This is a genomic window from Janthinobacterium woesei (genome assembly GCF_051380875.1).
Classification (GTDB): Bacteria; Pseudomonadota; Gammaproteobacteria; order Burkholderiales; family Burkholderiaceae_D; genus Janthinobacterium.
In genome coordinates, this window is the sequence record NZ_JBNYXW010000008.1 from 238697 (window position 1) to 255478 (window position 16782).

Below are 16782 nucleotides of genomic sequence, written 5' to 3' on the forward strand. Positions count from 1 at the left end.
TGGCAGCACGAAGAAACGGACAACAGCATGGTACAGCGTCGCATCGCTACGGCCGACCTGGTTCCCGGCGAACCCCTGCCCTGGGATCTGTTCCTGGCTGACCATAGTGCCGGGCCGCAACTGCACAAGGGGCAGATCATCACGGACGGCACGCAGCTGGGGCGCTTGTTGCAGCTGGGCCTGTACGTGGGCGCGCCGGACCAGCCTTCCGTCTTGCGCCTGCTCAACGAAGCGGCGCAGCGCCTGGAACGCTTTCTGCTGGACTTGCGCAGCGAAAACAATGCCGAGCGCGACGTGCGCGACATCGCCCGCGAACTGCTGCGCGCGCTCGAACACGACGCCGACATTTCCCTGGCCAGCATCATGCTCAACCAGATCGCCGGCAGCTATGCCGTGCGCCATTGCATCGAAACGGCACTGCTGGCCATGCTGGTGGGGCGCGGCATGCACAAGGCCCACGATGAACTGCTGCTGATCGGCGCGGCCGCGCTGACGATGAACGTGGGCATGCTGCACCATCACGACAGTTTCCAGTACCGGCGCGGCCCCCTGAATGACGAGGAAATGCGTATCGTGCGCCAGCATCCGCAAGAAAGCACGGAACTGTTGCGCTGCGCCGGTGTCGCTGACGAAGAATGGCTCAGTTGCGTGCTCTTGCACCATGAAAATGACGACGGCAGCGGTTACCCGCAAGGGTGCACGGCCGATAAAATCTTGCAAAATGCCAAGCTGATCGGCCTGGCCGACCGCTATTGCGCCCGCGTCTCGGCGCGCAACTACCGCCGCTCCATCCTGCCCGACCAGGCGCTGCAGCACATCTTCCTCGACCCGGGCATGCCCGTCGACCCGCTGCTGGGCGAGCAATTCGTCAAAGTGCTGGGGAAATATCCGCCCGGCACGCTGGTGCGCCTGCGCAGTGGCGAGCTGGGCGTGGTGACGCAACGGGGCGCTGGCCACGTGCATCCGCTCAGCGACCCGCAAGGCGCGCCGCTGGCCACCACCGAACTGGCGCAACGGCCCCCGCGCGACACGGCAGACAGCCGCTACGCCATCGTTTCCGCTCTGCATGAGGACGATGCGGGCCTGCACTTCAGCATGCGCCATGTATGGGGCGACGAGGCGCGCCTGTAGGCTGCTGTACGCTACTGGACGACGCTGGGATGGCGTGGCGCAGTCAACAGCCTATGCCGTACGGCGGAAAGCACGGATAATAGCGCCTAGCTCACTTTTTGCACTATATTGGATTCCCATGGAAATTAAGGTCAACTTTCTCGATAAGCTTCGTCTAGAAGCCAAGTTCGATGATTTCACGGTCATAGCCGACCAGCCCATCCGCTACAAAGGCGACGGCTCGGCACCTGGTCCGTTCGATTACTTTTTGGCATCATCGGCCTTGTGCGCCGCTTACTTCGTGAAATTGTATTGCGATACACGCAATATTCCTACCGAAAATATCCGCCTGTCGCAAAACAATATTGTCGATCCGGAAAACCGCTACCAGCAGATTTTCAAGATCCAGGTCGAGTTACCGGCCGATATCTCCGCCAAGGACCGCCAGGGCATCTTGCGCTCGATCGACCGTTGCACGGTGAAAAAGGTGGTGCAGGCCGGGCCCGAGTTCGTCATCGAAGAGGTCGACAATCTCGATGCCGACGCGCAAGCCTTGCTGAGCTTGAATCCGGCGCCTGGCTCCTGCACCTATATTGCGGGCAAGGATCTGCCGCTGGAGCAGACCATCGCGAATATGTCAGGATTGCTGGCCGGCCTGGGTATCAAGATTGAAATCGCTTCGTGGCGCAATATTATTCCCAATGTGTGGTCGCTGCATATCCGCGATGCGCACTCGCCCATGTGTTTTACCAATGGCAAGGGCTCGACCAAGGAAAGCGCCCTGGCCTCGGCCCTGGGAGAGTATATCGAGCGGCTCAGCTGCAACCATTTCTACGCCGGCAGCTTCTGGGGCGAAGACATCGCCAACGCGCCATTTGTCCATTACCCGAACGAGCGCTGGTTCAAGCCTGGCCGCAAGGATGCGCTGCCATCCGGGATCCTCGATGAATATTGCCTGGAAATCTACAATCCCGATGGCGAGCTGCGCGGCGCGCACCTGATCGACACCAACTCCGGCAATGCTGAGCGCGGCATCTGCTCGCTGCCGTATGTGCGCCAGTCCGATGGCGAAGTGGTGTATTTCCCCACCAACCTGATCGAAAATCTCTACGTCAGCAATGGCATGAGTGCTGGCAATACCCTGGTCGAAGCGCAGGTGCAATGCCTGTCGGAAATTTTCGAACGGGCCGTCAAACGCGAAATCCTCGAAGGTGAAATCGCCTTGCCCGATGTGCCGCAAGAGGTGCTGGCGAAATACCCGGGCATCCTGGCCGGCATACAGGCGCTGGAAGAGCAAGGCTTTCCCGTGCTGGTGAAGGATGCATCGCTGGGCGGCGTCTACCCGGTGATGTGCGTCACCCTGATGAACCCGCGCACCGGCGGCGTGTTTGCCTCGTTCGGCGCCCACCCAAGCCTGGAAGTGGCGCTGGAGCGCAGCCTGACGGAATTGCTGCAGGGCCGCAGTTTTGAAGGCTTGAACGATTTGCCCCAGCCCACCTTTGCCAGTGAAGCCGTGACGGAACCGAATAACTTTGTCGAGCACTTCATCGATTCCAGCGGCATCGTCTCGTGGCGCTTTTTCAGTGCCAGGGCCGATCACGATTTTGTCGAGTGGGATTTTTCCGGCCAGGGTGCCAATTCCAATGCCGAAGAAGCGGCGACCCTGTTCGGCATACTCGCCGACATGGGCAAGGAGGCGTACGTGGCCGTGTATGACCAGTTGGGCGCCACCGCCTGCCGCATTCTGGTGCCTGGCTATTCGGAAGTGTATCCGGTGGAAGATTTGATCTGGGACAACACCAACAAGGCGCTGCTGTTCCGCGCCGACATCCTGAACTTGCATGGCCTGGACGATGCCAGCCTGGAAGCATTGCTGGAGCGCCTGGAGAATAGCGAGCTGGACGAGTACGGCGACATCGCCACCTTGATCGGCATCGAATTTGACGAAAATACGGACTGGGGCCAGCTGACAACCCTGGAATTGAAGCTGCTGATTCATCTGGCCTTGCAGCAATTCGAGGAGGCGAAGGAGCTGGTGGAAACCTTCCTGCAGTACAACGACAACACGGTCGAGCGCAAACTGTTTTATCAAGCCTTGAACGTGGTGCTGGAAGTGCAGCTCGATGACGCGCTGGAACTGGACGACTACGTGGTCAATTTCCGCCGCATGTTTGGCGATGCCCGCATGGATGCGGTGATGGGGTCGGTGGACGGCAGCGTGCGCTTCTTCGGCTTGACGCCAGCGAGCATGCAACTGGGGGGGCTGGACAGGCACCAGCGCCTGATCGACAGCTTCAGGAAATTGCACGTGGCGCGGGCCAACTGGGCGGCCAACGCCAGCCAGAAGTAAAAGTAAAGGTAAGAGCAGGAGCGGGGGTCAGGGCTGGTCTGCAGCAATGCGCGCCAGCCCTGGCACAGCTTATTTGGCCGTCGCTGCCGTCAACTGCAGCAATTTGCGCTCGACAAACGCCTGCAACTGGGGCGACAGGGTTTGCAAGCCCTTGGCACGCTCGAACGCCTGGCGCGCCTGGGCTGGGTGCTGGTCCGCCTGCAAGGCGATCCCCAGGCCCATCCACCAGACGCTGTTGTCGGGCGCCGCTTGCAGGGCCAGCTGGTATTGCTCCGCCGCTTCGCGGTAGCGCTGCTCGCGCTGCAGGACGCCCGCCAGGAAGGCGCGGTAGTCGCCGCTGTCGGCCGCGTATGGCAGGCTGCGCATCAGGGTGTCGAGCGCAGCCGGGCCACCGTTGGCTTTATCGAACTGCAAACGGGCCAGCATCATCGCTTGCGCCGGCTGTTTCGGATCCAAAACCAGGCTCAGCTGCAACTGGCGCGCCGCGTCGTCCGGGCGCTGCGCTTCGAGCAACAGGCGCACCAGCGTTTCGCGTGCGCCCTGGTGGCGCGGGTCGAGCTGCAAGGTCTGCTGCAAGCCGGCCATCGCTTCGGACACGCGGCCATCTTGCAACTGGCCCAGCGCGCGCCGGTATTCATTCTCCACGCGCTGCTGCGGCGTGACTTGTTTCCCATCAATGATACGTTCGCTGGCGATAGCGGGCGTCGGCGCTTTCGCCACCGGCGCGGGCGCCCGCCGGGCTGGCTGCCCTGTAATGCGGCGCAGCTCGGCAGCACGCACCTTGTCGTGCGCCGGCGTTTCTTCGGCCTGGAACACTGGCTCCGGCGCCACCGGCGCTGCGGCTACCGGGGCGGGTGCAGGCACGGCTACTGGCATAAGAACCGGTACAGGCACTGCCACCGCCGCTGGCGTACTGGCCACGCTGACCAGCACGGGGGGCACGCCCGGGCGCTGCCAATACACCCAGCCCAGGGCGATGGCGGCGGCCGTCAGGCCGGCCGCGCCGCCAAACACCAGCGCGCGCGAGACGCCCCGCTCGCGTTCGGGCACCGAGCGGATGCCGCCCGCGTCGCCGCTTGCGTCCGGGGTGCCACGGGCATCGAGGTCTTGCAACATCTTGTTAATCAGGCTCATCTACAGGCTCATCTTCGTCATCGGTTCAATAAGGTCCAGCTCACGGCGCAGGCGGCGGCCAGCACGCCGGCGCCGACCAGCCACAGCCACGGCCGCAGCCAAAAGTGCCGCTTGCTAGCCAGGGTATCACTGGCTGCCAGCGCCACGTGGCGGGCGCTGACCTGCTGCCTGCCTTCGCCATACGCCACCATCAGCGCCTTGTGCGCCATGATATTGATCAGGCGCGGGATGCCGCCGGAAGCCTGGTACAGCCGCGCCACGCCACCGCGGCTGAACAGGCGCGCGCCGTCGAAACCGGCCACGCGCAGGCGGTGCGCCACATAAAAATCCACGTCGTCGCGGCACAAAGGTCCCAGGTGGTAGTGAAAGGTGATGCGCTGCGCCAGCTGGCGGATTTCCGGCAGGGCCAGCTTGACGTCCAGTTCCGGCTGGCCGAACAGCACGATTTGCAGCAGCTTGCGCTTTTCCGTTTCCAGGTTCGTCAGCAAGCGTAGCGCTTCGAGGCTGTCGACGGGTATCGCCTGCGCTTCGTCCAGGCACAGCAGCACGCGCTTGCCTTGCGCCGCCAGGTTGAGCAGGCGCAAGTTGAGCGATTTAAGCAATTGATGCTGATCAGCATCTTTCTCCAGCAACACATCGAGGTCGTCTGCCAGCGCCAGTATCAGCGAACGGGCCGGCAAGTTCGGATTCGGGATGTAGGCAGTGACGAAATCGGGGCCCAGCGACTGCATGAACTTGCGGCACAGGAAGGTTTTACCGGTTCCCACTTCGCCCGTGATCTTGATGAAGCCCTCGCCATTGCGCGCCGCCACCAGCAAGGTGTTAAGCGCCTTTTGCGACTGCGGCCCATTGAAAAAGAAACTCGTATCGGGCGTAAGGCCGAACGGCGCCTCGCGCAAGCCGAAATGGGCCTGGTACATTAGCGCCGCTCCGACGGACGGCGCGGGTCGAGCGCCTCGATGCGCTTGCCCGAATCGAGCAAGTCTTCGTTCCAGCTATTGGCGCCATCGACGATGGTGGGCTTGATCAGCACCACCAGTTCACGCTTCTGTATCACCTGCCCCGTGTTGCGGAACAGCGCGCCAAGCACGGGAAGATCGCCCGCGCCAGGCACTTGCGAGCGGTCCGAGGTCGTCGCCTGGCGCATCAGGCCGCCGATGGCAACGATGCGCCCATCCTGGCTGCGCACCATGCTGTCCATCTCGGACGTACTGGAGGCGGCCAGCGGCAGTTTCAGCGATCCGGCACTGCCCAGGTCGACTTCCTTGGTGACGGTGGTAACCTGGCTGACGGACGGGTGCACGTGCAGGATGATGTTGCCATCGGCATCGATCTGCGGCGTCACATCCAGCACCACGCCGGAAAAGAAGGGTTGCAAGGTCACGTTGGGGCTGGTGGTAGCGCCGCTGGCCGTGGTATTGGTGGTGGTCGACACGCCCGTCACGTAGAACTCGTCGGTGCCGATTTTCAGCACGGCCTTCTGATTGTTCATGGTGGCGATGCGCGGACTCGACAGCACGTGCACGGTGCCCTGCGATTCCAGGAACGTCAGCATGGCGGCAAAGTTTGCCGTCTGGAAAGCCAGGCCGAACATGGAGCCGGCCGCCGTTGCCGCCGAACTGAGGCCAAAGCCGCTGCTGGCCGTCAAGCCGCTGCCGTTGGTCATGTTGGCCGGCTGGCCGCCAGTGAACGGCAATGGCGCCAGCGTGCCGCCCGGCTGGATGAAGCCGGTCGAGATGCGGTTCGTGTGGCCGCTCTTGATGGAGGCAAACGAGGCCCAGTTGATGCCCGTCTGGAAGTCGCTGTTGAGCTGCACTTCGAGGATTTTCGCTTCCAGGATGACCTGGCGGTCGACGGACAATTGCGTTGCCTTCAGGTACATGGCGACATTGCGCAACTCTTCCGGCATGGCGCGGATGACGATCACGCCCGATTGCGGGCTGAGCACCACTTGCCGCCCGCCGTCGCTGCTGCCGACGATGGCATCCAGCGACAGCTTGAGCTCGCTCCAGAAATCCGCGTTCGACGTGGTGGTGACGTTGCTGCTGTCTTCGCCTGGCACCAGGGCGCCCGCGTTTTGCGTGCCGTTGTTATTGTTGTTATTGCTACCATTGCTGCCGCTGCCGCTGCCGCCCGAAGTGGTGGCGCCCACCGACGATACCGAGGTCGACGAGACGCGCAAGTTCGACATGCCCTTGCGCGCGCCCGTCAGGTAGTTGACGTGGAACAAGCGCGTCTGCATGCTCAGGGGCTTGATATAGATCTGCGTGCCCTCGACCTTGTAGTCGTAGCCATACAGCTCGCGCACGGCGTCGAGCGCCTGGAACAGGGTCACATCTTTCAAATTGGCGGAAATCGTGCCGCCGATGTCAGGATGGACCAGCATGTTGTAGCGCGTGCCGGCCACGATGGAAGTAAAAAACTGGCGCGCCGGCACATTGTTGAAGGCCACGTTGAAGCGCTCGTCGAGCGCGGCGCGGGCTTTCGGCAACTGCTGGGCCAGGGCCGCGACGGGCGGCAGCAGCGCCGCTTCCACGGCGTCCGGCTGGGCCGCCGGCGTGGTGGTGGCCGCCGCGCCCTTGACGGCATCGGTAATCGCATTATAGGTATCGCGCTTGACGGGTGCGACATTGCAGCCGCCCAGGCCCAGGCTGACGCTGATGACTGCCGCCATCGTACTGATCTTGAACATGCTCGCCTTGTGTTGATTGAGTTGCTTGGCCACTTCGTCTACTCCTGCTGGCGGCCGGTCTTGCCGCCGCTCATGTTGTCGGTCTTGCTGCTGGGATACAGCTTGAAGGTGCGCTGCGCTTTGCCACGGCCGAGCAGCACGGCCGTGTCGCGGATCTCCATCACCACGGCGTCGCCCACCTTGCTGCCCACTTTGACCACCTGGCCGTCGATGACAGCCACACGGCGCCCGCCCGGCTGGGTGGAAATGAGCACCGATTGCAACTGCGGCTGCGCCGCGGCGGCAGGTACAGCATTGGCGGGTGCCCACAGGGCCGCTGGCGGGCGCGTCGGGTCAGCCTGGGTTTGCGGCACCTGCGCCTGCGCGCCCGGCCAGGCTAGGCTGAGCAGTAGCGGCGCCCAGCGGCGCAGCGCGCGGCCAGTGCTCACTGTCGTCAGAGTGCGATCCATGTATCGTCCATGCTGAGGGTATATAAAGTCAGGGTCAGGGTGGCGCCCGGATAGGTTTCCGCCGCGAGCTGGGCCTTGCCCCAAAACACCCGCGTCGGCATGGATTGCAGCGCCTGCATATAGTCCACCATGTCGGCATAACTGCCTTGCAGCACCACCTCCACGCCGTGCCGGTGCAGCAAGGGGGCGGGCGCCTTGGCTGCGGCATCGTTGCTGGCTGCCGCCTTCGATTCCCCCACGTTACTGGAAGGCAAGGTTTTCAGCGAAACCACGCGCAGCCCGGCATGCTGGCGCAGCAAATGCGCCAGCAGCGTGACCATGCGTTCGGGCGCCACCAGGCCATGCTGCTGTTGGCGCAGCGCCTGCTTCAGGGTCGCCGTTTCGGCCAGCAGGGCCGCCAGGCGCGCACGCGCATCGCGGTCCGGGTCGGTAGCGTGGGCCAGCATGACCAGTTCGATTTCCTTGTTGGTGGCAAGCAGCAGATTTTGCTTTTGCGCAACGCTCGCATCGAGCGCCGCGCGTTTCGCCAATAGCGGGGCGAAGAACATGAAATAAAACACGAACAGCACCGCCGCCGCACCTGCACAAAAGACCATTCCCCGTTCGCGCAAGCCCAGCGCGTCGAAGGCGGTGGCCCATTTTTTCAGCAATGGCAGCATCAATGTGTTCCTGCCGCTGGCGTGCTGGACGCCGCCGGCTGGCTTGATGCTTGCAGGCTGAACGTCACATAGGGCACAGTCGGCACGCTCGGCGCCCTGGTCTCGGCCACGGCCACCGCTGGTGGCGCCGGCGGACCGATGTCGAGGCTGGCGAAGCTCTTGCCTTTGAGGTCATCCTGCTGGCCCAGGCGCGTGATATACGCCGGCAGCAGCGAGGCATGCAAGGCGCGGCCCTGCAAGCCGATGTCATTGCCGGCGCCGGCGATACTGATACCCGTCAGCCAGACGCCTTCCAGCCTGCCCTGCGCCAGGGCGCGAAAGTAGCTGGCATAGCCCAGCGTATTGCCCAGTTCGCCACTGGCCAGCACGGCCGACGCATCCTGCAGCAACTGGCGCTGCGCCTCGGCGGCCGCCACTTCCTGCGCCAGTGCCGGATCTTTCTTGCGCGGTGGAAAATCGCGCACGATCTGGTCGCGCTTGGCCTCGACTTGCGCCAGCGCCGCCTTGACGCCCGCTTCCCGCTGTTCCAGGTCCGCCAGCGACCGCTGGCCCAGCACGCTCAAGAGCAGCAAGCCCAGCGCCAAGCCGCCCAGGCCCAGGCTGGCCGTGCGCGCCGACATATGGTGTTTTTTCTGTTCGAACTGGGGGTTGAACAGATTGATCTGCTGGCTCATGCGCCCTTCCCTTCGCTCTTGCCCTGCTCGCGCAAGGCTGCGCCTAGGGCCAGGAAGTAACGCGCCTGCATGGCCGGGTCGCGCAATTCGGCGGCTTGCGAAAAATCAAGCACGCTGGCCAGGTCCAGGCGTTCGACCGGCATGTACAGATTGTCGGCCAGGTAGCCGTGCAAACCATCGCTGCCACCCGTCATCAACATCAGGCGGGCCAGCGAAATGAAATGGAACTGGCGGTCGAAATGGTCGAACGAACGCTGCAACTCGAGCGTGACGCGGTCGTAGTACTGGCTGGCGTCGGGCGACTGCAATTGCGCGAGCGTCACGTCGATGCGGCGCGCCTGGTACAGCTCGCCATTGAAACTCATGGTTAGCAAGCCGCCGTCGGCATCAAAAGACAGCACGGCGATGCCGCGTCCCGGCGTTTCCAGCAAGCTGGCGATATTGCGCTGCGCCATCTCGGGAATGTCGATCACGGACAGCCCGATCTTGCATTCGGCATACAGCGCCTGGCGCCGCGAGACGGCGCCGTTGCGCGCGGCGACGGCAAACACGCTGCTGCCGCGCTGGATGGCGTTAGGGTCGCCAAGGATGTCGAACACGTCGATGGTGGCGTCGGCCAGGGGAAAGTCCAGCATGTCCTTCAGGCGCCAGCCCACGGCCGTCTTCAATTCCTCGCGCGGCACGGCCGGCGCTTCCAGCGACAGCAACTGGTATTCGCCGCCGGCCAGCACGGTGCAGCAGTGGCGCGACGCGGCCTGTAATTCCTTGCCCAGCTTTTCCAGCGCCTCGGCCGGCGCGGGCCGCGCAGCGGCATGGAAACTGGCGCCCAGCACGCGCGGCATGCCGCCGGCGGGACGCTCGACCACGACGGCGCTGACGCCGTCGCGGCCGAACGACGTCGCCATCCAGCCATCGTATTTCTTTGCTCTTGCGAATAAACCCATGCGAACTATCCAGTGTAAGTGCCTGCCCGATCTTGTCGCGCAGTTAATGCATCGAACCAATTTTAATTCATGAAACCAATTTTATTGTGTAAAAACAACAAATTAGCGATTTTTTCTTCCAGTCACCTTTAGTCTGCGAGAACCGCCTGCAAGCGGCGCTGCACATAATCGGCATTATTCTGCGGATTCGGACAGCCGCCTGCCCCCGGCTGGTTGCAAGCTGTGGCCGTGATGGTCCAGCTGCGCAGGGAACCGGGGCCGGTGCCGAGGCTGCACTGCACGCTGACGCTAAAGGTGGACAGCGATGTGCCGGCAGGCAAGGCAAACGACGTACTGGGAACGCATTGTCCATCGATCAACTGCCGATACAAGCCCCACTCCAGGCCCGCGCGCGCGGCCTGCTCGGCGCGCACGCCCTGCACATCCAGCGCCGATTCAACTTGCTGCATGGTGAAAATATTCACCATCGCCGCGCCCAAGCCCGCCAGCACCACCAGCAGGAAAATGGCCGTGACGAGGCTGAAACCGCGCATGCGGCGCAAGGGAAATCTTGTCATGGCGTTCATGGTGTATTGCTGACCTGTACCTGCTGCACCAGGCGCAGCGTTCCCGTATTGCTGTTCTGCGCGCCCAGGCTCAGCACGATGCTGAGCAGACCGCGCGGTACATTTTTCAATGCCTCGTAGGTAAAGCAGCCTTTCGTCCCGTCGATAGCATTTGGCAAGATTTTTTGCGCCAGCAAGGCACGCACGGGGGCGGCTAACAACGGCGCCGCCGCTGCATCGAGCGGCTGCGTCGCCTGTATGGTATAGCCCGAATAGCGCGTCAAGGTCCCGGCCAGCGGATCGCAGACATAGCTGACAGGCGTCGTCACCACCTGGAAACGATGCGATGGCGAAGGAAACTTCTTCAACGGCGCCTGCGCAAGGAAAGGATTGTTCTCCATGGTCACCAACGCCCCGCTGACAGCGGCCACCTTCGCCAGATTGCAGGCGTCGGCATTGACGGCACAGCCATAGGCATCGGGCAAGTTATCGCCCATATTGTAGACGGCGATAAAGTCGCCAGGCGCGAGCGCAGGCGGGTTCCCGACGATGGTAAATTGATTCGCATTCACGCCAGCATCGACGGCATTGAACGCCAGCACGGCGCCGAGACCTGGTGGATCGTCCTCCGACAGATAGCGGCCGCCTGATTTCGTCAGCAGCAGTTCCAGGTACTTCCCGTCCGCGCTGACGCGTACACTATTGGGCAGGGCAAGGCGAACGTCGCGCACGATGCGCCGCGTGGCGGTATCGGCCAGGTCGGCCAGGTCGGCGCGGGCATTGGCGTCGATATAGCCTTGCACGGGCAGGCGAATGAACATGGCCACCATGGTGCCGATGATGCCGGTGATGACGATCACGATGATCATCTCCACCAGGGTAAAGCCGCGCGCGCGGTGCAGTGGAAAAGAGATCATCATGGGATGCTGTTCGGCGCGTAGCGCGTGCGGTAGCCGTCGAGCACGACCTGCTGCTTGTCGCCATAAGCAACGCTGACCTGAATATGCAGCACATTGGGCGCCGTGATACCGTTCAGCGCAATGGAATTAATGCTCACCGTCGCCGCATATTGACCGGCAATGGCTGAAAATGGATTACCGGCCACATCCGTGGCATACGTCATGGCGCTGCCGTCCTTGCCTACGTAATCGTTGACATTATCGTAAGGCCGCTGCGTGGCGGCACTCTGTATTCCGTTTGCTTCCGCGACAGCACAGTCGGCCACGCCAGTTGCCGTCTCGGCTGCGGGGTCGTCCACCGCGCAAAAGGTAAACCGCGCACCCTCAATCTCGTCGAGCATGCCTTCCGCAATGGCCAGCGCCTGCTTGCGCATTTGCGGGTCGGCGCTGTTGCGCGTCGTCAAGCTCATCACGCCCAAGATGGCAGTCACTGCCACGCCCACGATGACGATGAAGAGCACCAGTTCGATCAGGCTCACGCCAGCCTGGGCGCGCCTGGCGGCAACGCGCCTAGCGGTACACATAGCCGGTCTCCGGTGACACATTGATCGGGTATTGCTGCCCGCCGCCCGCCACGGCCAGGACCAATACCTTGGAAAAATCGCCGTAGGCTGTGTAATAGGGACGGCCCAGCGGGTCGAAATAAAAGCTGGCGGCGCTCGACAGCGTTGCCGTCGCTGGCCGCCCTTCGCACAGCCAGTTGCTCCATCCACCGCACGCGGCCAGGGTTTCCTTGCTGCCGCTATTGCTGCCTGCGGGCGGCACGGTGCGGCTGGCCGGGGTATCGCAGGCGGGCGTAAAGCATACGGCCACGCTGTCGGCATCGATGCGCACAAACACAGGACGGTTTTGCGCTACCGCAAGCTTTTGCCCATAGCGCACGATATTGGCCACTTGATCGCTGAAACTGCGTGCATCAAAAGTTTCTCGTTGGAAAAAGCGCGAGGCGGCAAAGGTGGCCATCAGGCCAGCGATCACCAGCACGGCCACCAGCTCGATCAGCGTGAAGCCGCGCGCACCCGGGCGCCGCAGCTGGCCTTGCGGCCCTGCGTCAGGAAGCGGGTAGTCTGTCGGTGACTGTGACTGTGGCAAGGGATGGCCCGTAAAAAAGCCCAACTGGCTGACGCCTGGGTTGGGCTGGTGGTGCGCAAGGAAGGCCGGGCGATGCCTGGCATTCCTTGCAAACAGTGCAATGTTACTTACACGTAGTGGTAGTTGCGTTGAGCACGATTCCCGGTGCATTGCCAAGTACGCCCGGTGCAGTGTAGACCACGGAGCAATTTGCACGGGAAGCAACCGTAGCCGTATCCACTGTTACAGTTCCACCCGTCAAACCATAGTCAGTCGCTACCAAGCCTGCAGCAATTTTTATACCGGCAACGGTCGGGTAGCCAAACTTGCCAGCGACAACCTTGCCATCCATATTGACCGTCTTTGTATCGTCGGAACCGTTGACCAGCCACTGCGCATGGTACAGCGCCGCGGCAGCCTTCATGGAGCCAGCGGCCGCCTGCATCTTGGCCACGCGCGCATCAGTCGACATGTCGATGAACTTGGGAATTGCCGTTGCCGCCAGGATGCCCAGGATGACGATGACAACCACCAGCTCGATCAGGGTAAAACCCGCCTGCGCGCCGCTCTTCAAATTACGTAAGGATTTATTCATACCATCTCTCTAAAATCAATTAAAAACATCAAACTACAACATGAAAATTTCGCTGCGCCGCACTCAGTTTGCTACCGAGTCCGGCGTTTTCCACACCACGATATCGGGTTGCTGGGCGAACTTTTCAACATCCGCGTCTGTACCCGGCAAGATTACCTTAAATTTCACTGCATCAACCCTCATACGGGAAAAGATAGTGCCATTATTCAACAAATAGATGATTATCTGTTCTTTCCTGTCATATAACCAATTTCCTGTTGGCAATTTATCGAGATCGGGCGCATCGAACCCGCCCAGGTAATTGGCGGGCTTGTCGACCAGCCAGTCAAACGGATTCTGCCGCGCCAGCGCCGGCAACTGCGCGCGCTGGCCCGCCAGGTACAGGTGCAGCACCTGCACCCGCAAGCTGGTGCGCAAGACGCCCAGCATTTGCGCCACGGCCACCTGCTGCGCCTGCTGCTGGTAGTAGCTGACGCGGTTCAGGAAAACCGTCACCAGGATGGCGAACACGGCCGCCATCACCGCCAGCTCGAACAGGGTAAAACCGCGCTGGCGGGAAGGCAGAGCCATCAGTGCAGGGCCGCCCGGCCCAGGTCCCAGATCGGCAGGAAGATGCCCAGCGCCAGCACCAGCACCATGGCGCCGAGGAAAACAATCAGTATTGGTTCGATCTGCGCCGACAGGGTCTTCAGCTCGTAATCGACTTCGCGCTCGTACATGTCCGCGATCTCGTCCATCAGCTCGTCGAGCGAGCCCGATTCCTCGCCCACGGCGATCATCTGCAGCACCACCGGCGTAAACACGTTCGCCGCCACCGAGGTGCGCAAGATGCTTTCGCCGCGCTCGACGCCATCGCGCATTTGCTCCACGCGCGCGCTCAGATAAGTATTGTCGACCGTCTGCGACACCACCGTCAGCGCCTGCACGATGGGCACGCCGCTGGTGCTCGACAGCGCAAAGCTGCGCGCAAAGCGGGCCATGGTGCCCTTCAGGATGATCTTGCCGGCGATCGGCAAGCGCAGCTTGGCGCGGTCCCACTTGTACAGGCCCTCTTTCGTGCGCAGCCAGGCGCGCCAGCCGAAAAAGCCGCCCGCCGCCAGCAGCAGCAAGATGGGCCAGTATTCGGTCATGAAACGCGAGGTGCCGATCAGGATGCGCGTCATCAAAGGCAATTCCGCGTGGAAACTGGCAAACACTTTTTCGAACTGGGGAATGACGAAAAGATTCACGATCACCATGGCGCCAATCATGGCGATGATGACGAAGGTCGGGTAGCGCGTCGCCGTTTTCACGCGCGCGCGCATGTCGCGGTCGAATTCCAGGTGGTCGAACAGGCGCAGGAACACTTCATCGAGGCGCCCCGTCATCTCGCCCACGCGCACCATCGACAGGTAAAACGGCGTAAATACCTCGGGGTGGCGCGCCATGGCGGCCGACAGTTCGCGCCCCGCATCGAGCGACTCACGCACATCCTTGATGATGCGGCCAAAGGCGGGGCTGATGGCGGACTCCTGCAAGCCGGCCAGGCCGCGCATGATGGGCACGCCCGCTTTCAGCAAGGTGTACAGCTGGCGGCTGAACAGCTGCACGTCCATGGGCGTGACTTTTTTCTCCGTCAGCTTGTCCCACCAGTTCAATTTGCTGGCGCCGGCGCCCGTCACCGTCTGTTTGGTGGCGCTGATGTCGACGGGCGTGATGCCGCCGGCCATCAATTGATCGGCCACGGCGCCGCTGTCGGCACCTTCCATCACGCCGGTCAGCAGTTCACCCTGGGCATTGCGCGCCTTGTAAGCAAAAAACGCCACCTCAATCCTCGCTCTGGTTGCTGATGCGCATCGCTTCCATCACCGTCGTGCGGCCCTGTACCACCAACTGTACGGCGTGGCGGCGCAAGGTTTCGCCCGCCATCTGCGCCGTCGCCACCTTCATGAAATGGGAAGGATCGGCATGGTTGGCCGCGTCGGCCACGGCGCGCGTGATTTCCAGCAATTCGTAGACGCCCGTACGGCCCCGGTAACCCATGCCATTGCAGTGCGAGCAGCCCTTGCCGTGGAAATACTGGTTGCGCTCGACCAGCTCGCCCAGTTCCAGGCGTAGCCATTCGTATTCGTTGGGCGTGGGCGCATATGGCGTGCTGCAGCTTTCGCAGATCACGCGCACCAGGCGCTGCGCCAGCACGGCTTGCAGCGAGCTGCCCACCATGTAGCGGGGCACCCCCATGTCCATCAGGCGCAGCGGCGTGCTGATGGCGTCGTTCGTGTGCAGGGTCGACAGCACCAAGTGACCGGTCATGGCAGCGCGCAAGCCGATCTGCGCCGTTTCCTGGTCGCGCATCTCGCCGACGAGCACGATATCGGGATCTTGCCGCAGGGCCGAGCGCAGCACGCGGGCGAAGTTCAGTTCAATCTTGTCATTCACTTGCACCTGGTTAATACCGGCCAGGCGGTACTCGACCGGGTCTTCCACCGTGATGAGCTTTTTTTCCACCGAATTGAGCTCGGCCAGGGCGCAATACAGGGTCGTCGTCTTGCCGCTGCCGGTCGGCCCCGTCACCAGCACCAGGCCGTTCGGCCGGTGCACGATGGCGCGGAACTTTTCCACCAGCGCGGGCGGCATGCCGATGGCATCCAGGCGCAGGGTCGTGCCGCCCTGGTTCAGCAGGCGCATCACCACCGATTCGCCGTACTGCGTCGGCATGGTCGAGATACGCACGTCGATGCGCTGGTTTTTGACGCGGATGGCGAAACGCCCATCCTGCGGCAGGCGCTTCTCGGAAATATCCAGGTCCGACATCAGTTTCAAGCGCAGCGCCAGCGAACTGGCGATCTTGCTGTCGGCTTCCGTCTGCAGGTGCAGCACGCCGTCGATGCGGAAACGGATGTGCAGCCGGCCTTCCTGCGGCTCGATGTGGATGTCGGACGCGCGCACCTGCGTGGCGTCCTCGAACACCGATTGCAGCAGCTTGACGATGGGCGCCTCTTCCAGGCCCGGATTGACGGCCAGCGCGCCAAAGTCGACCGAGACGTCGCCCAGGTCTTGCTCCAGCTCGCGCGTCAGCGTGGAAATATCTTCCGTGCGGCGGTAGATGCGGTCGATGGCCGCCAGCACTTCCGTCTCGTTGACCACGGCCAGTTCCACCTGGCGCTTGACCATACGCGAGATTTCATCATACGCAAACAGGTCGGTGGGGTCGGACATGCCGACCAGCAAGCCTTCGCGCCGGTCTTCCAGCACCAGCGCGCGGAAACGCCGCGCCTGGGTTTCCGGCAGCAATCTCACCAGTTCGGGATTGATGTTGAAGAATTTGAGATTGATGTAGGGAATGTCCAGCTGGCGCGCCAGCGCGCCCGAAATCTGCTCTTCCGTCACAAAACCGTGCTCGACAAAGACCCGGCCCAGCTTGCGCCCCGAGCGCTTCTGTTCCGTCAAGGCCTGGCCCAACTGTTCTTCCGTCAGCAGTTTCTGCTGCACCAAAATTTCACCGAGCCGGACTTTCTCTGGCCTTGCCATGCTTACTCCTCGACAACTTCAACAGACGACGCACGCCAGCGGCGCGCGTCTGCATTTTATTCCAGAACCTGTTGTTTCTTAAAGAAAATA

Annotated in this window: 17 protein-coding genes; 2 read left to right on the plus strand and 15 right to left on the minus strand. The window is 62.4% G+C overall.

Translation table 11 applies throughout. The features are described from left to right. Window positions 1-27 precede the first annotated feature (27 nt). Together ACQ4W6_RS11430 and ACQ4W6_RS11435 are read left to right on the plus strand one after the other, a co-directional pair. The gene (locus ACQ4W6_RS11430; protein WP_436567308.1) at window positions 28-1131 is read left to right on the plus strand and encodes an HD-GYP domain-containing protein; all 1104 of its coding nucleotides are present in this window, start codon (window positions 28-30) and stop codon (window positions 1129-1131) included. 118 nt (window positions 1132-1249) lie between these two features. Beyond that, a complete protein-coding gene (locus ACQ4W6_RS11435) occupies window positions 1250-3460 on the plus strand; it encodes an OsmC domain/YcaO domain-containing protein (RefSeq protein ID WP_436567309.1) in 2211 nt (736 codons plus the stop codon). A 69-nt stretch (window positions 3461-3529) separates the two neighbouring features. Here the strand turns inward: ACQ4W6_RS11435 and ACQ4W6_RS11440 are convergent, their stop codons facing one another. The 15 genes from ACQ4W6_RS11440 to ACQ4W6_RS11510 form a co-directional block, all read right to left on the minus strand. Beyond that, window positions 3530-4594 carry a tetratricopeptide repeat protein gene (locus tag ACQ4W6_RS11440; RefSeq protein WP_436567310.1) on the minus strand — a complete coding sequence of 355 codons (1065 nt, stop codon included), beginning with the start codon at window positions 4592-4594 and terminating at the stop codon, window positions 3530-3532. Window positions 4595-4611: 17 nt separating this feature from the next. Then, window positions 4612-5514, minus strand: coding sequence for an ExeA family protein (locus ACQ4W6_RS11445; RefSeq protein WP_436567311.1), 903 nt, complete (start codon window positions 5512-5514; stop codon window positions 4612-4614). Further along, window positions 5514-7286: a pilus (MSHA type) biogenesis protein MshL gene (gene mshL / locus ACQ4W6_RS11450; RefSeq protein ID WP_436567358.1), complete on the minus strand. Its 1773-nt coding sequence runs from the start codon at window positions 7284-7286 to the stop codon at window positions 5514-5516. The genes ACQ4W6_RS11445 and mshL overlap by 1 nt, the downstream gene beginning before the upstream one ends. Window positions 7287-7324: 38 nt before the next feature. Further along, entirely contained in the window at window positions 7325-7735 is a 411-nt protein-coding gene (locus ACQ4W6_RS11455) for an MSHA biogenesis protein MshK (RefSeq protein ID WP_436567312.1), read from the minus strand. Continuing rightward, a complete protein-coding gene (locus ACQ4W6_RS11460) occupies window positions 7720-8394 on the minus strand; it encodes a type II secretion system protein M (protein WP_436567313.1) in 675 nt (224 codons plus the stop codon). Before ACQ4W6_RS11460 ends, ACQ4W6_RS11455 begins: the two co-directional genes overlap by 16 nt. Then, on the minus strand, window positions 8394-9068 hold the full coding sequence (locus ACQ4W6_RS11465) for an MSHA biogenesis protein MshA (RefSeq protein ID WP_436567314.1): 675 nt from the start codon (window positions 9066-9068) through the stop codon (window positions 8394-8396). The genes ACQ4W6_RS11460 and ACQ4W6_RS11465 overlap by 1 nt, the downstream gene beginning before the upstream one ends. Then, on the minus strand, window positions 9065-10012 hold the full coding sequence (locus ACQ4W6_RS11470; RefSeq protein ID WP_436567315.1) for an agglutinin biogenesis protein MshI: 948 nt from the start codon (window positions 10010-10012) through the stop codon (window positions 9065-9067). The genes ACQ4W6_RS11465 and ACQ4W6_RS11470 overlap by 4 nt, the downstream gene beginning before the upstream one ends. Window positions 10013-10140: 128 nt before the next feature. Then, entirely contained in the window at window positions 10141-10569 is a 429-nt protein-coding gene (locus ACQ4W6_RS11475) for an agglutinin biogenesis protein MshP (RefSeq protein ID WP_436567316.1), read from the minus strand. A gap of 5 nt (window positions 10570-10574) precedes the next feature. Next, entirely contained in the window at window positions 10575-11477 is a 903-nt protein-coding gene (locus ACQ4W6_RS11480) for a prepilin-type N-terminal cleavage/methylation domain-containing protein (RefSeq protein WP_436567317.1), read from the minus strand. Further along, the gene (locus ACQ4W6_RS11485; RefSeq protein ID WP_436567318.1) at window positions 11474-12040 is read right to left on the minus strand and encodes a type IV pilus modification PilV family protein; all 567 of its coding nucleotides are present in this window, start codon (window positions 12038-12040) and stop codon (window positions 11474-11476) included. The genes ACQ4W6_RS11480 and ACQ4W6_RS11485 overlap by 4 nt, the downstream gene beginning before the upstream one ends. Continuing rightward, on the minus strand, window positions 12027-12608 hold the full coding sequence (locus tag ACQ4W6_RS11490) for a pilus assembly FimT family protein (protein WP_436567319.1): 582 nt from the start codon (window positions 12606-12608) through the stop codon (window positions 12027-12029). The genes ACQ4W6_RS11485 and ACQ4W6_RS11490 overlap by 14 nt, the downstream gene beginning before the upstream one ends. Window positions 12609-12711: 103 nt before the next feature. Next, window positions 12712-13182 carry a type IV pilin protein gene (locus ACQ4W6_RS11495; protein ID WP_436567320.1) on the minus strand — a complete coding sequence of 157 codons (471 nt, stop codon included), beginning with the start codon at window positions 13180-13182 and terminating at the stop codon, window positions 12712-12714. 63 nt (window positions 13183-13245) lie between these two features. Continuing rightward, entirely contained in the window at window positions 13246-13752 is a 507-nt protein-coding gene (locus ACQ4W6_RS11500) for a type II secretion system protein (RefSeq protein ID WP_436567321.1), read from the minus strand. Continuing rightward, complete coding sequence (locus tag ACQ4W6_RS11505; protein ID WP_436567322.1) at window positions 13752-14987, minus strand: type II secretion system F family protein; 1236 nt, start codon at window positions 14985-14987, stop codon at window positions 13752-13754. Before ACQ4W6_RS11505 ends, ACQ4W6_RS11500 begins: the two co-directional genes overlap by 1 nt. 1 nt (window position 14988) lies before the next feature. Next, window positions 14989-16692: a GspE/PulE family protein gene (locus ACQ4W6_RS11510; protein WP_436567323.1), complete on the minus strand. Its 1704-nt coding sequence runs from the start codon at window positions 16690-16692 to the stop codon at window positions 14989-14991. Between the last annotated feature and the right edge of the window lie 90 nt (window positions 16693-16782).

What these genes read in the sequence shown, in the direction of transcription:
- ACQ4W6_RS11480 (WP_436567317.1), bottom strand. Translation starts at nt 11,477, where the DNA reads ATGATGATCTCTTTTCCACTGCACCGCGCGCGCGGCTTTACCCTGGTG.
- ACQ4W6_RS11510 (WP_436567323.1), bottom strand. Translation starts at nt 16,692, where the DNA reads ATGGCAAGGCCAGAGAAAGTCCGGCTCGGTGAAATTTTGGTGCAGCAG.
- ACQ4W6_RS11435 (WP_436567309.1), top strand. Translation starts at nt 1,250, where the DNA reads ATGGAAATTAAGGTCAACTTTCTCGATAAGCTTCGTCTAGAAGCCAAG.
- ACQ4W6_RS11445 (WP_436567311.1), bottom strand. Translation starts at nt 5,514, where the DNA reads ATGTACCAGGCCCATTTCGGCTTGCGCGAGGCGCCGTTCGGCCTTACG.
- ACQ4W6_RS11475 (WP_436567316.1), bottom strand. Translation starts at nt 10,569, where the DNA reads ATGACAAGATTTCCCTTGCGCCGCATGCGCGGTTTCAGCCTCGTCACG.
- ACQ4W6_RS11455 (WP_436567312.1), bottom strand. Translation starts at nt 7,735, where the DNA reads ATGGATCGCACTCTGACGACAGTGAGCACTGGCCGCGCGCTGCGCCGC.
- ACQ4W6_RS11465 (WP_436567314.1), bottom strand. Translation starts at nt 9,068, where the DNA reads ATGAGCCAGCAGATCAATCTGTTCAACCCCCAGTTCGAACAGAAAAAA.
- ACQ4W6_RS11430 (WP_436567308.1), top strand. Translation starts at nt 28, where the DNA reads ATGGTACAGCGTCGCATCGCTACGGCCGACCTGGTTCCCGGCGAACCC.
- ACQ4W6_RS11460 (WP_436567313.1), bottom strand. Translation starts at nt 8,394, where the DNA reads ATGCTGCCATTGCTGAAAAAATGGGCCACCGCCTTCGACGCGCTGGGC.
- ACQ4W6_RS11495 (WP_436567320.1), bottom strand. Translation starts at nt 13,182, where the DNA reads ATGAATAAATCCTTACGTAATTTGAAGAGCGGCGCGCAGGCGGGTTTT.
- ACQ4W6_RS11470 (WP_436567315.1), bottom strand. Translation starts at nt 10,012, where the DNA reads ATGGGTTTATTCGCAAGAGCAAAGAAATACGATGGCTGGATGGCGACG.
- mshL (WP_436567358.1), bottom strand. Translation starts at nt 7,286, where the DNA reads ATGTTCAAGATCAGTACGATGGCGGCAGTCATCAGCGTCAGCCTGGGC.
- ACQ4W6_RS11500 (WP_436567321.1), bottom strand. Translation starts at nt 13,752, where the DNA reads ATGGCTCTGCCTTCCCGCCAGCGCGGTTTTACCCTGTTCGAGCTGGCG.
- ACQ4W6_RS11485 (WP_436567318.1), bottom strand. Translation starts at nt 12,040, where the DNA reads ATGTGTACCGCTAGGCGCGTTGCCGCCAGGCGCGCCCAGGCTGGCGTG.
- ACQ4W6_RS11440 (WP_436567310.1), bottom strand. Translation starts at nt 4,594, where the DNA reads ATGAGCCTGATTAACAAGATGTTGCAAGACCTCGATGCCCGTGGCACC.